We start from the raw sequence: 13,513 nt of genomic DNA, 5'->3' as shown, positions 1-13,513 counted from the left end.
TTAATTGACTTCCGTTGGCATCAATTGACCTTGTTTGTCTCGCTGAAACTATTTCTTGCCGCGATGATTGTTTCGTTTCGCCTTTTTCTTCATTTGATTAGCAAATGCTTGCTCTTCATAATCTTCACCTTGTCCATTTGGCAGCAAACTTCCAAGGCTTTCTACAAGGCCAAAATCAATATTAGAATGGGTTGAATTATTTCCATTAAGAAAATCGAAAAGAGCGTGTGGTTTTTCATTTTCTGGTTTTGAATCATTCTCTTTATTTTTAGGTAAAACTGTATTTTCAATTTTAATAGGATTCGGAACTTTTTGAGTTCCATCCTTTTTCCATAACTCATTAAAAATGTTGGCAGATAAATTTTTACTCAGTTGTGATCCATTCCAAACAGTGCGGGATTCGTGGTCGATAAAAGTCATTCCATATATTCGTTCTTTATCATTTCGTCGAACGACGGTATTCACTCCCTGATCGACTAGTTGTTTCTTAAAATCGATTTCATTGGTAGTGGTGTTCATGGCAACTTCAATTGAATTTTTTAAAATCTCTTTCGAAGGCTCTGTTTTCATTTTAACTTTTGATTGTTCAAAATGATTTTGTAAACTTTCCATGCCAGCCTGTTTACCAAAGAGAGATGATTTAAACGGATTTGTTGGTTTTTCTCCTTTTTCATCCAATGCAAAATAAACGAGTCCTAGCTTAATCCGACCTTGAATTTCTCCTGTTATTTGTTCGGCAGTGATATTGAATAGTGAAAGTAAAGCATTATAAGCTCCTAAACTTTGATACTTATAATACTTAGGTAAATGCCGAATTACCGATGCTATTTGACTTTTTACGTTGGCTTCTTTGTAGTCAACGGGTTTAAAAATAACTTCTTTTGAATTTTGGTTCTTTTCAGTAGCAGGAAGCAATTGATATTTTTGTTCCAGTTCGCGACAAGCATTCATAGAGCGCAATTTCTCATAGGAATCAGGTAATTTTTTACCGTAACGATCTACACAAGTCGAAACGATATGAATGTGCGTTCGTTCAATATCAGTGTGTTTAAATACTACATAAGGCTGATCTCCATATCCCATAAGATCCATGTAGTCTTTCGCGATCTTTTTAAAGTCTTCATCAGTCACACTATCTTTTGGATTTGGATTAAGTGAGATATGTAAAACAGGTTTTTCTGTTCGTCTATTTGCCATTAAATAGGGTTCAAATGAACTGTATAATTGGTTAACTGTAAACTGTCCATTGACTGTTTCTCTTATTCTATGGGTCGCTAGTATTGCTCCATTTTCTTGGTCAACTTTTAGTTGATTATAATAAAGCGCGCCAATTATATTTGCTCCACGACCAATTTTAGCTATCATTTTTCTTCTTTTTTCAAATGTTTCAATTCAAACTCAGCTGTTAATTGAGTGATAGCGTGACACAACTGGGCTAATTCTATTGTTTGTTTTTCCAATCTAAAGAGGTAAGCTGCTGCTTTCTTTTCAGAAAAATTGCGGTATAGTATCTTGACAATCTGATTGTAATTGACACCAACTGAACGAAATTGACCATACAAAGTGGTTAAGCGCATATAATAATCCATTGCTGCCATATCGACTTTTACCGTTTTGATTTGCTTTTCAAATAGTACTGAAGTAATAAAACGAGCTTTATTGTCTAATCCAGAAGCTTCAAAAAGAGATAGGAATTTAGCATTTTCCTGATCCGTTAAACGAAAAACATAACGGTGTATGCTAGGATCCTTTTTGGGGTTCCTACCGCCTTTGTGTTGTTTTTTGTTCTCTTGATCTTCCATCATCATTCCATTTGTAATTTTTAGAAAACCCCGACTTCGGAGGGAGTTTTAAGCCCCTGCAAGGGCAAGTTGTTTTGAGGCACGGAATTCATTTCGAGTGCCTCAAAACACAACTTGCTCTGTTCTGGTGAACAGATAATCCGTCCGCCTGTCGGCGGAACAGGATTTATTATAGCAGGGAAAAAACGGCTTTAGGCCGTTCCAGTTGTTATCCAGAAATTGATTTGATCCTTTCATTGGTTCATTGATTTTCTCCTTTTACAAAGTAAGCTATTGAATGTCTTAATGTTGAGGTTAAAGGATTGGACAAATCGTGTCACTAAAAGCCAAGAACAACCACACTGTTAAAAGCACTTATATCGCTCTGTTTCTTTGTACTGATAAACAAACAAGAATACCTAGTTAGCTATGTACGTAACAACATAATTATATAAGTATCACTGTAGAAAAGTACAGTCATATAGTTATAACTAGATAGGAATTGAACTAGATAGTTATATGATTAAGTACAGGTGCACTTACTTCTGTGGATAAATATTCATGGAATTGCCCACAGATATACATACATAACGAAATGTGCAGATATTTTGTTAAATGCCTACTTAACTACATAAAATCATAGATAAAGAGGTACACACCTATTGCTGTAGTTAACTAATTAAAGAAGTACAAATACAAGTAATTACCGATATAAATAATTATTGAGGTCAGTAGATAATTTCATATCTTAGAAGTCAATAAAACAAGCGAATTATGGATTTATTTACAGGACAAAACCTTTTAGATTTTGCTGAACGGTTTAAAACAGATGAAAACTGCAAGGAATATTTAGCAAATTATAAATGGGAACAAGGATTTAATTGTTTAAAATGTAAGCATACAAAGAGTCAAATCCGTAAAGATTTTTCCAGAACTTGTAATATTTGTAGTCATACAGAAACCGCAGCTGCAAATACTTTATTTCATAAGGTTAAGTTTGGTTTACGTAAAGCCTTTTTTATATGTTTTGAGATGTCAACCACAACTAAAAGTTTATCTGCTAGCTATATGGGAGTTCGCTTTGGAGTTACAGAAAAAACAGCACGTTTATTTATGCATAAAGTTAGAGAAGCCATGAAGTCTAGTGAGAATCATCCAATGGATGGAGCCGTTCATGTTGATGAATTTGTTATTGGTGGAAAGGAAAAAGGCAAAGTAGGAAGGAGTTATGACAGCAAAAAGAAAAAGATTGTAACCGCAGTAGAATTAACAGATAAGGGGAAAGTTAAAAGGATGTATGCCTTAAAAATTGATAATTATTCAGCTCAAGAATTACAGACAATATTTAACAAGCACATTGATAAAAGCGCAAAAATAACTACAGATAAATGGAAAGGCTATCGTCCTTTATTTGAGCATTACAATATCACACAAATAGAAAGTAATAATGGGATGAATTTTATGGCATTACACACGATGATACATCAAGTAAAATCATGGGTTAGAACAACATATTCTTCAGTAAGTGATTTTAATATAAACAGGTATCTTGATGAATTTTGCTATCGAATTAATCGCTCTCAAAGCAAAGACACAATATTCAATAATTTAATAGTACGAATGGTTAAGTCGGATAAAATATATCAGTCTAAAATCATATGTTCGTAACTACTGACCTCAAAATAATTAAAAACAATGGAACTATGAATGCAAATCACAACACAAAATTTATCGCTTTTTCTTCTCAAAAAGGCGGTGTCGGAAAAAGTACCTTTACGACATTAGTTGCAAGTACATTGCACTATCGATTGGGTTACAACGTAGCCGTCTTTGATGCCGATTTTCCTCAGCACAGTTTAATCAAAATGAAATCTCGTGATCTGTCCATGGTTATGGAAAATGAGCATTTGAAAAAACTAGCCTACAAACAATTTACCACCATCAACAAAAAAGCGTATCCAATAGTACAACACAAAGCGGAAAGCGTATTGGAAGCGGCTCAGGAATTTTTAAATAATGCTATTGTACCAATTGATGTTCTGTTTTTTGATCTCCCTGGAACGGTAAATACACCTGGTATTTTAAAAGCTTTGGCAGGAATGCACCACATTTTTACGCCCATTACAGCTGATCGTTTGGTTATGGAAAGCACGCTCATTTTTACGCAGCTATTGCAAGATGTAATTATGAAAAAAGGAGCAACTTCTATAGAAACGATTAACCTGTTTTGGAATCAGGTCGATGGCAGGGAAAGTACGCCTTTGTACAAAGTTTACAACCAACTAATCGAGCAATTGGGATTAAGTTTAATGCAAAGCCAAATTAAGAACAGCACTCGCTTTCGTAAAGAAAGTGAAGAACATAGCAAAACTGTATTTCGATCTACTGTAATACCTCCCGATGAACGTTTGATGAAAGCTTGTCAGTTAGATCAATTTATAAACGAATTTTTAAAAATCATTCAATTATAGAATTATGGAGAAAGAAAACAAGAAAAAAAATGCTCCTGATATCAACGAAGAGTTGATGATGAACTTGATGGTGGATGGTATAAAAAAAGAAGGTTTACAAGTTCCAATAGAAAAGGAAAGGGAAAACGAGAATTATAAAGAACCTCCCAAAGAGAAAAGCACGATTAAAGAAAAGAGTAGGGGCAAACGGGCAAACGAAGGGGATTACGAAAGCATCTTTTTCAAAAGAATTGACACCAATGCACGGGATGGAAAAACGGTCTATATCAGACCCGATTTTCATGAAAAACTTTCCCGTATTGTTCAGGTGATAGGCGAAGACAAGATCTCTATTTATGCTTATTTGGATAATTTACTGGATTACCATTTTCAGGAATTTGGTGAGCAGATTACCAAGTGTTTTAATGATAAATACAAACCCATTTTATAATGAAATTATGGAAACAGTGATCGTAATTTGCTTGCTTATCATAATAGTACTGCTGTTACAAGATAAAATTGTTATTAAAAAATATCAGGAACAAAAGCCAGTACAAGAAAAAAGAAATCCAAAGCTACCTGATATTATGGGGCAACCCAAGCCTCAAAGAAGCCTTGCTGTGCCAAAAAGCGACAATGAAAGTCAAGAGCAAAAAGAGGAACAAATTAGTGATAATTTTGATATTGAAATCGACGAAGAAAAAGTCGAATTACAAATGTTACCAGAAGAACTGGGTGAAGTTTTTGGAAATGTACCTGATTTTGAGAATGAAGAAGAAGAATGGAATAGTTATGGAATATCCGATGGCGAAAATGGTTTTACCCAGGGGGTTACCTTTGAAGAATTAAGCACTGTAAAAAAGTTGTTAAAAAAAGAGAAAATGAGACCCTCTCAAAAGGAAACAGCAACAGTTCTACTTCAGAAAATACAAGGAACCGAATTATTCGACCTATTGGAAAATTCTATCGAAGATGCTTCTCAAAAAATAGCCAAGCTGCTAGACGGTACACTTTCTTCAGAAACGGATTTTGGTTCTTCTTCTTTGCATAAAAATGATTTGGAGGGGTTTGATATTGGGGAGTTTGTATAGGCTCCCCTTTGTCTTTAAATTAATAAGAGTTAACTAATCAATATTAATTACGTTATCGTTTCCAAACCATTCTTTGGCTTTTAAAGTTACCGTTGCGTCTGGATTATGAAAATATACAGCTAAACTTTCCTTAGCCCTTGTACAACACACGTAAAATAATTTTTGAGTTCTTTCTTGTACACTTTGAGTAGCTGTACCTAAGAACATTTTTTCAAAATTGTAATTATTCCATCCTCCATTATCAAGAATGACTAAGACATTATCGAATTCGGCACCTTTTGTTTTATGTTGCGTAGAAAATGGAGTTTGGCCTTCTAAGTATTCGTACAACTTCTGAAATTCATTAAATTTGACATCTTTCACACGATTATATAAATATTCATTTTTCTCCTTAAACACAAGTAATCTGTCGTCTATCAAGGAAATACCTTTTTCGTGAGCATCGGTAATAACTTCCTCAATTGTTTTTTCTCCAACATTTATAAGATTGTCGATATTCTCTTTCAACAATATTTTGTTAGCAATACTTCTTATGTGTATTCTATAATCTGTTATTCTCAAAAATTCATTATACTGCTTGTTTTTATAAAGAGATATAATATTTTGAATTTTGAATAAATGCTTAATCAAATTATCTCTTTTTGATCCTTTTTTATTTACATCATCTTTATCTTGTTTTTTATCATCAGTTAAAGCATCCTTATTCATATAAATTTTGCTTACATCAGAAAACAGCTTGTCTTTTAATTGATTGTACAATTCTGCCTTTATTGGGTCTGCTAATAGAAGGTCTTTCTTTAATTTTTTTTGTATATTTTTCAACTGAAATTTATCGACTACAACATCAAAAGTGTCATTATCATCTATTATAATTTCAGGTTTATTATTTTTTTTGTTATCCTTTATTTTTTTAAGTATATCGGTCTTTAATCCAATAATAGGATCACTATCATAAATATTCATTAATGCTCTAAACCCGGCTTTTCCAGCTATTAAATTGTGTGTAAGATTCAGTTCTTTAGTTTGCTTTGTGTTTTTGAAATCCCAAGCATAATTTTTAGCTAAGAACTTTTCTACTTTGTCAATATCTCCATCGGTTGAATGTAAAAACAAAACTGTTCCTTGTTTCACCAAACCTCCAGCCATATTAGGTGCATTAGTATCAATAGAAGGTTCTTGCAGAATACCATCTGTCCGTAGTTTGTTCGCAAGATTGATAACAAGCTGAGGATTTCTTCTATTCTGTTTCTTTGGAATTTCTTTTACTTTATGTGCATCTAGACCTTTGTATTCATCTAAATTACCAATACCATCTTCATAAATTGATTGCATTGCATCGCCAAAGAAACCAATAATATTTTTCCTTTCGCTTTTCTCGAAATGAGTAAGAAAGGTATCTACGACAGTTTTGCTTGTATCTTGGTATTCATCAATAAAGATGAATTGGAATTTATCCTTTACTATACGGCTAAGCTTTGGGTATTTGTCAAAAAGATAGTTTGCAACCAAAAGCAATTCATCGTGAGATATAATACCATCTCTTAACTTGACATATTCCTTGTATTGTATTCCATCTTTTAGACCCTCATAGTAAGTATTAGGAATAGGGTTTGCATCATCAATGGAAATTCTACTAACCTCTTCATCATTAGCCAATGAGATAATAGCTACTTTAAGCTCTTTTTGAAAGTGTTTTATATTATCCCAAAGAAAATCGTGGATTGTAGATACGTTTAGGTTATTATGATTAACCCTTTCTTCAATTTCTTTAACAGCCGCATTTGTATAAGTCATACAAGCAACTTTAGCAGTTGGATTTTCTAAAATTGCCTGACGAATTACACTTACTAAAGAATAGGTTTTGCCACTACCAGCTCCACCACTAAGAAGGAAATTTCTACCTTCATCAATTGATTGAAATATTTCTTTTACTTCGAGTTCTAAATTTAATCTTTCTTCAACCATAACAAGCCATTTTTAATGTAAGCCGGAATATTCCAATTACTAAATTTTTCATCACTGTGATATAAAATATCTAAAGCGAAATGGGTTTTCTTTTTAATACAATTGTCTGCTAAGACATAGGGGCTTTTCGTGTCATCATCAAAATCAGAAGCATTTTTTATTCCTTGAAAAGTAGCTTTATTTCCTTTTACAAATTCTCTATTCAGATGTATAAAAGCATCTTCAAAACTTCTTGCGTGATAAGTATATTCTTCCTGTTGGTAACATATACAAATTGTAGAACTCCCAACTGTAATTGTTCGATCGCTAACTGCTAAGACTTTTAAATCGTCCCACGTTACAGCTTTTAGAAAATGATTTATTGCAGAATTGCTTGTTTTGGTACCTTCATTGACAGAACACGCTCCCCAAACATCTTGTTCTTTGTCATTTTTCCCCACGACCTTCATCGCATCAATATCTGTTAATATCAATGATTTAATGCCCAAGAAGTCAATAAACTTCTCAAAAATTTGTGAATATGCACCGACTTCGATAGTTGATATATTTTGAGATAGAAGCGGTAAGAATGTATCCTCGTTTCCTTCCAATTCTAAACGTGCAGCTTCTTCTAAGTCAACTTTTCGCATAAAGGTTGGTATTAAAATCCTTTCTGTATCTCCTTCAATAAGAACAGCCTTATCAGCAAAAAAGATTTCAGCTCTGCTAATTGTTAGGTACTGTTTTAAGAATTGATATTGTTTTGGGTCGGCATCATATTGAGTTCTTAAATCTTTAAGATTTTTCGCAGTTACATTATTCTTTGCTATTATTTTCAAATATTTTATATCATCGAAATCACTATCTGCAACAATATGTGATGAATGCGTAGTAATTATATATTGCAGAGGTCTATTTATACCATCCTCTCTAATTACACCTTCGCCAAGGAGCTTCTTGATATTTTTAATAAACACGTATTGCATTTGTGGATGGGTATGCGCTTCGGGTTCTTCTATAATTAATAAGTTGATATCTGCTGGTTTCTTGTCTTTACCTCTTTTGAAGTCTTGTACAAGAATTTCAATTTCAAAAATCATACTTATGAGATTCATATAACCTAAGCCATTATAGTGTTCTGGCAACTTATGGTCATCGTGCGTATAAACAACCGTGGTATTCCCTTCCAACAATTCTCTGTGCTGTAGAGTTGATATTATAGCGATTTCCGTATCGTTGAGTTTAATTCCACCAAAATCTTGAACTTTTTTTATAACACCTTTGAATATGTCTTTATAGATATCACTTAATGTACTATCTGTTTCTGATAGTTGGTCTTTAAAATCTTCTGTAGCCTGAGTTTTATCATTACTATCTTCTTCTTTTTTATACAAGCTTGAAGTTTGTTTTGAAAGTGTATTTTCCTTTTCTTTATTGGTTACATCTCTTCTTGCGCTGATATATTTAAAGCTAATTATATCCTTTATAGCAATACCTTCTTTGTCAAGATTAATGAAATTCATTTCATTAACTGTATCGTTGCTAATATTATATTCAAAAGACATTTTATGAGTGCGGAAATATTTGTCCAACTCTTGTTTTAAGAAGTCTTTTAGTTCTCGTGGTTTGTATTCTTTCTTTTTTGCATTCTTGGCTATCTCGTTTACAGAAAAAATTTTAAACTCACGTCTTATTTTTAAAAAATCGTCATAATTGATTTTATGTTCGAAGCCCAAAACAATTATATTATTATCAGGGTCTAAGTCCATTAAAACCCTACTAACATTCGACAAATCATCGGCTTCATTATATTCAATAAATAATTTTAGTTTAACACCTTTATCCAAAAAATCTGGGGGCGTTTCAGCAGATAATATTAAACCTTCCAATTCATTCTTAAAATCAATATTAAAATCATCATAAGAAAATTTGGTTTTTTCGTTCAAAAATTTATCCAAGATCGTAAGAATTGAAGTTTTACCAGTATTATTTTTTCCAATGACAAGTGAAAGCTCGTCTTCCAGATCTATTGAAAAATCCTTCAGCAATCTGAAATTCTCAACTTCTATTTTTTTTATTTTCATAATCGCTGTTTATAGTTTCTTATCCATTATTCTAAATGGTCACCCTTGATTGCTCTTAATTCTTTTATGCGCTTTCCTAGTGATATTTGGAATATTAAGACTTGTCTTAATAATTCAAAATTAAACAAAATTGGATAATAAATCACAAGTTTGACAAGAGCATATTTTCTTAAATAAGTTTCAATACAATTGAGCAAGAACATTTCAAAATTCACCTTCAAATCAAAGTTGTAATAGCCAGCCACAACCAAGTGATTCCACACACTGCCAAATTATTATAACGCCTCTTTTTCTATAACACCTTTGTTCCGTAGTCCTGCAAAGTGCAGGAATAAAGAACAATTTAATTTTTTCAAATCATGGGAAATCAAAGAAAAAAAGTAATGCTGGTAGCTACTGTACTATCAACAATTGGTGCAATGTCACAAGGAAACGGAACTGCAGGAATCACAGAAGCGACGCAAATGGTAACCTCTTATTTTGATCCTGCTACCCAGCTTATTTATGCTATTGGAGCAGTGGTAGGACTTATTGGTGGGGTTAAAGTATATAATAAATTTAGTAGTGGTGATCCAGATACGAGCAAGACGGCGGCGAGTTGGTTTGGAGCTTGCATCTTTTTGATTGTAGCGGCAACTGTTTTACGTTCTTTCTTCCTTTAGTATTTGCGGTATGAATACGTATAATATTAATAAAGGCATTGGAAGAACGGTAGAATTTAAAGGACTTAAAGCACAGTACTTGTTCCTATTCGCAGGTGGACTGCTCGGGATGCTTATCCTGATAATGATCTTGTACATGACTGGAGTCAATTCTTATCTGTGTCTGTTTATCGGAATCGGTGGGGGATCGCTATTGGTGTGGCAAACTTTTTCACTAAATAAAAAGTATGGTGAACATGGCTTGATGAAAGTGGGAGCCAATAAACGACATCCACGATACATCATCTGTCCTAAGCCTGTGTATCGTTATTTCAAGTTCAACTCCAAATTGTACCAGCTATGAGAAATAAATCAAAAGCAACGACATTGGAATCTAAGTTTCCGTTGTTGGCAGTAGAACATAATTGCATTATCTCCAAGGATGCTGATATCACCGCATGTTTTCGAGTACAGCTACCAGAACTTTTCACAGTAGCCTCTGCGGAATATGAAGCGATTCATTCCGCTTGGCACAAGGCTATAAAAACGTTGCCTGATTATACGGTGGTACACAAACAGGATTGGTACATCAAGGAAAATTATGCTCCTGAAATTGCAAAAGAAGATTTGAGTTTTTTGGCAAAATCGTACCAGCAACATTTTAATGAACGTCCGTTTCTCAATCATTATTGCTATCTGTTCTTAACAAAAACTACGAAAGAGCGCATGCGAATGCAGAGTAATTTCTCATCGCTTTGCAAAGGGGTACTTATTCCAAAAGAAATAAGAGATAAGGAAACCATTTCTCGTTTTATGGAATCGGTGGCGCAATTTGAGCGTATCGTCAATGATTCCGGTTTTATAAAATTGGAGCGATTAAGTGAAGAAGACATCATAGGAACAAATGACAAACAAGGATTATTGGAGCAATACCTAAGTCTATCAAGAGAGGAGGGAACACCAATGCAGGATATTGGTTTGGGAGCGGAAGAAGTTCGTATTGGAAACAAAAGATTGTGTTTGCATACGTTGTCCGATACCGATGATTTGCCAAGTTCTGTATCTGCAAAAACTCGTTACGAAAAACTGTCCACCGATAGGAGTGATTGTCTCTTGTCTTTTGCCGCACCTGTCGGATTATTGTTGTCTTGCAATCACATTTACAACCAGTATCTTTTTTTGGATAACAGTGAGGACAACCTGCGTAAGTTTGAGAAGTCCGCACGAAACATGCATTCGTTGGCACGCTATAGCAGAGCTAATCAAATCAACAAAGAATGGATAGAACGCTATTTGAACGAAGCACATTCTTTCGGTCATGCTTCTATTCGAGCACATTTCAATGTAATGGCGTGGTCTGATAATCCAGCAGAACTAAAACAGTTAAAGAACGATACAGGTAGTGCTTTGGCGTTGATGGAATGCAAACCAAGGCACAACACAACCGATGTTGCTACGCTTTATTGGGCAGGAATGCCAGGGAATGCAGGAGATTTTCCTAGTGAAGAAAGTTTTTACACTTTCATAGAACCTGCCCTTTGTTTTTTTACGGAGGAAACGAATTATAAAAGTTCACCGTCTCCTTTCGGAATTAAAATGGCTGACCGACTTACAGGAAAACCAATTCATTTGGACATTTCAGATTTGCCGATGAAACGAGGTATTATTACGAATCGGAATAAGTTCATTCTTGGCCCTTCAGGTTCGGGAAAGTCATTTTTTACCAATCACATGGTCAGACAATATTACGAGCAAGGTGCGCATGTGTTATTAGTGGATACGGGAAATTCGTATCAAGGTTTGTGCGAACTCATCAAAGGAAAAACCAAGGGAGAAGATGGGGTATATTTCACGTACACCGAAGATAATCCAATTGCTTTTAATCCTTTCTACACCGATGATGGCATATTCGATATTGAGAAAAGAGAAAGTGTCAAAACTTTGATTCTCACATTATGGAAACGGGATGATGAACCGCCAACACGGTCCGAAGAAGTGGCACTTTCAAATGCCGTGAGCGGTTATATTGAAAGGATTAAGCAGAAGGATGAATTTCCTTCCTTCAACGGATTTTATGAATTTGTGCAAGGAGAATATAGAAAGGTATTGGAAGATAAAAAGGTACGAGAAAAAGACTTTGATATTGACAACTTTCTCAATGTATTAGAACCCTATTACAAAGGTGGAGAATATGATTACCTGCTGAACTCAGAGAAGCAATTGGACTTACTTTCTAAGCGATTTATTGTTTTCGAAATTGACGCCATCAAGGATCATAAAATTCTTTTTCCAATTGTGACGATCATTATTATGGAGGTTTTCATCAATAAGATGCGTCGTTTGAAGGGAATACGAAAGCTAATCCTGATTGAAGAAGCTTGGAAAGCGATCGCCAAAGAAGGAATGGCGGAATACATCAAATACCTTTTTAAAACGGTGCGGAAGTTTTTTGGAGAAGCGATAGTGGTAACTCAAGAGGTAGATGATATTATTCAATCACCAATTGTAAAGGAAAGTATTATCAATAATTCAGATTGTAAAATACTCCTTGACCAGCGTAAATACATGAACAAATTTGATGACATACAGGCTATGCTTGGTCTTACTGAAAAAGAGAAAGCGCAGGTACTTTCGATTAATATGAACAATGATCCTAATAGACTTTACAAAGAAGTATGGATTGGGCTAGGGGGAACGCATTCTGCAGTATATGCCACAGAAGTTAGTTTCGAAGAATATTTAGCCTATACCACAGAAGAAACGGAAAAGATGGAAGTGATGCGTCTTGCGGGAGAACTGGATGGAAATGTAGAGCAAGCTATTAAAAGGTTAGCTCTTGATAAAAGAGAAAAAGAAAATAATTAGTAAACATTTTAATAACGAATACAAATGAAAAATTTAAAAATCATGGTATGTATGGTACTATTAGTTACTGTCATGCCGAGCGTTAAAGCACAGTGGGTGGTAACAGATCCTACCAATTTAGCGCAAGGAATAGTCAATTCAGCAAGACAGATTATTCAAACTTCGACCACAGCGACCAATATGATTAACAACTTTAAAGAAGTGCAAAAAGTGTATAATCAAGGAAAGGAATATTATGACAAGCTAAAGGCGGTCAACAATCTGGTAAAAGATGCTCGAAAAGTGCAGCAGACTGTGCTACTTGTTGGTGATGTTTCTGAGATGTATGTAAATAATTTTGGTAAAATGTTGAACGATCCAAATTTCAATGAACAAGAACTAACAGCCATTGCCAATGGGTATTCGATCTTACTCAATGAAAGTACAGAATTGTTGAAAGAGCTAAAGCAAATTGTAAATTCTTCTAGTTTGTCGCTCAATGATAAAGAGCGAATGGACATTATTGACCAAGTGTATGTAAAAGTAAAAGAGTACCATAACTTGGTTCGCTACTTCACGAATAAAAATATTTCGGTTAGTTATCTGCGAGCTAAGAAAGCCAATAACAGCCAAAGAGTGTTGGATTTATACGGAACGGCTAATCAGAAATATTGGTAA

Annotated in this window: 12 protein-coding genes; 8 read left to right on the top strand and 4 right to left on the bottom strand. The window is 34.2% G+C overall.

Annotation, left to right across the window (positions count from 1 at the left end; all coding sequences use genetic code 11):
* Window positions 1-48: 48 nt before the first annotated feature.
* Together mobB and mobA are read right to left on the bottom strand one after the other, a co-directional pair.
* A complete protein-coding gene (gene mobB / locus FFWV33_RS16545; protein WP_108741922.1) occupies window positions 49-1,365 on the bottom strand; it encodes a conjugal transfer protein MobB in 1,317 nt (438 codons plus the stop codon).
* Window positions 1,362-1,802 (bottom strand): conjugal transfer protein MobA, encoded by a 441-nt coding sequence (gene mobA / locus FFWV33_RS16540; protein WP_108741921.1) that lies wholly within the window; start codon window positions 1,800-1,802, stop codon window positions 1,362-1,364. The genes mobB and mobA overlap by 4 nt, the downstream gene beginning before the upstream one ends.
* 753 nt (window positions 1,803-2,555) lie before the next feature.
* Between mobA and FFWV33_RS16535 the strand changes: the two genes are divergently transcribed.
* The 4 genes from FFWV33_RS16535 to FFWV33_RS16520 are packed head-to-tail and all read left to right on the top strand — an operon-like array spanning window position 2,556 to window position 5,322.
* The gene (locus FFWV33_RS16535) at window positions 2,556-3,449 is read left to right on the top strand and encodes an IS1595 family transposase (protein WP_108741920.1); all 894 of its coding nucleotides are present in this window, start codon (window positions 2,556-2,558) and stop codon (window positions 3,447-3,449) included.
* 35 nt (window positions 3,450-3,484) lie between these two features.
* Window positions 3,485-4,252, top strand: coding sequence for a ParA family protein (locus tag FFWV33_RS16530; RefSeq protein WP_108742589.1), 768 nt, complete (start codon window positions 3,485-3,487; stop codon window positions 4,250-4,252).
* Window positions 4,253-4,256: 4 nt separating this feature from the next.
* Window positions 4,257-4,682 carry a DUF3408 domain-containing protein gene (locus tag FFWV33_RS16525; protein WP_108741919.1) on the top strand — a complete coding sequence of 142 codons (426 nt, stop codon included), beginning with the start codon at window positions 4,257-4,259 and terminating at the stop codon, window positions 4,680-4,682.
* A 7-nt stretch (window positions 4,683-4,689) separates the two neighbouring features.
* Window positions 4,690-5,322, top strand: a complete 633-nt coding sequence (locus FFWV33_RS16520; protein ID WP_108742588.1) for a conjugal transfer protein TraD — start codon at window positions 4,690-4,692, stop codon at window positions 5,320-5,322.
* 33 nt (window positions 5,323-5,355) lie between these two features.
* Here FFWV33_RS16520 and FFWV33_RS16515 read toward each other — a convergent pair whose 3' ends face one another.
* Both FFWV33_RS16515 and FFWV33_RS16510 read right to left on the bottom strand, forming a co-directional pair.
* Window positions 5,356-7,287 (bottom strand): UvrD-helicase domain-containing protein, encoded by a 1,932-nt coding sequence (locus tag FFWV33_RS16515; RefSeq protein WP_108741918.1) that lies wholly within the window; start codon window positions 7,285-7,287, stop codon window positions 5,356-5,358.
* Window positions 7,269-9,350: an ATP-dependent endonuclease gene (locus tag FFWV33_RS16510; protein ID WP_108741917.1), complete on the bottom strand. Its 2,082-nt coding sequence runs from the start codon at window positions 9,348-9,350 to the stop codon at window positions 7,269-7,271. Before FFWV33_RS16510 ends, FFWV33_RS16515 begins: the two co-directional genes overlap by 19 nt.
* Window positions 9,351-9,709: 359 nt before the next feature.
* On the opposite strand from FFWV33_RS16510, the gene FFWV33_RS16505 reads away from it, so the two are divergent.
* From FFWV33_RS16505 to FFWV33_RS16490, 4 genes are read left to right on the top strand one after another with little or no spacing between them, the layout of a single operon-like run.
* The gene (locus FFWV33_RS16505; protein ID WP_108741916.1) at window positions 9,710-10,012 is read left to right on the top strand and encodes a DUF4134 domain-containing protein; all 303 of its coding nucleotides are present in this window, start codon (window positions 9,710-9,712) and stop codon (window positions 10,010-10,012) included.
* Between the two features lie 10 nt (window positions 10,013-10,022).
* Complete coding sequence (locus FFWV33_RS16500; RefSeq protein WP_108741915.1) at window positions 10,023-10,355, top strand: DUF4133 domain-containing protein; 333 nt, start codon at window positions 10,023-10,025, stop codon at window positions 10,353-10,355.
* A complete protein-coding gene (locus tag FFWV33_RS16495) occupies window positions 10,352-12,856 on the top strand; it encodes a TraG family conjugative transposon ATPase (RefSeq protein WP_108741914.1) in 2,505 nt (834 codons plus the stop codon). The genes FFWV33_RS16500 and FFWV33_RS16495 overlap by 4 nt, the downstream gene beginning before the upstream one ends.
* Before the next feature lie 24 nt (window positions 12,857-12,880).
* The gene (locus FFWV33_RS16490; protein ID WP_108741913.1) at window positions 12,881-13,513 is read left to right on the top strand and encodes a DUF4141 domain-containing protein; all 633 of its coding nucleotides are present in this window, start codon (window positions 12,881-12,883) and stop codon (window positions 13,511-13,513) included.

The organism is Flavobacterium faecale, assembly GCF_003076455.1.
Taxonomy (GTDB): domain Bacteria; phylum Bacteroidota; class Bacteroidia; order Flavobacteriales; family Flavobacteriaceae; genus Flavobacterium; species Flavobacterium faecale.
Note: the sequence above shows the minus strand (reverse complement) of the source record. Positions and strands in the feature narration are given on the sequence as shown.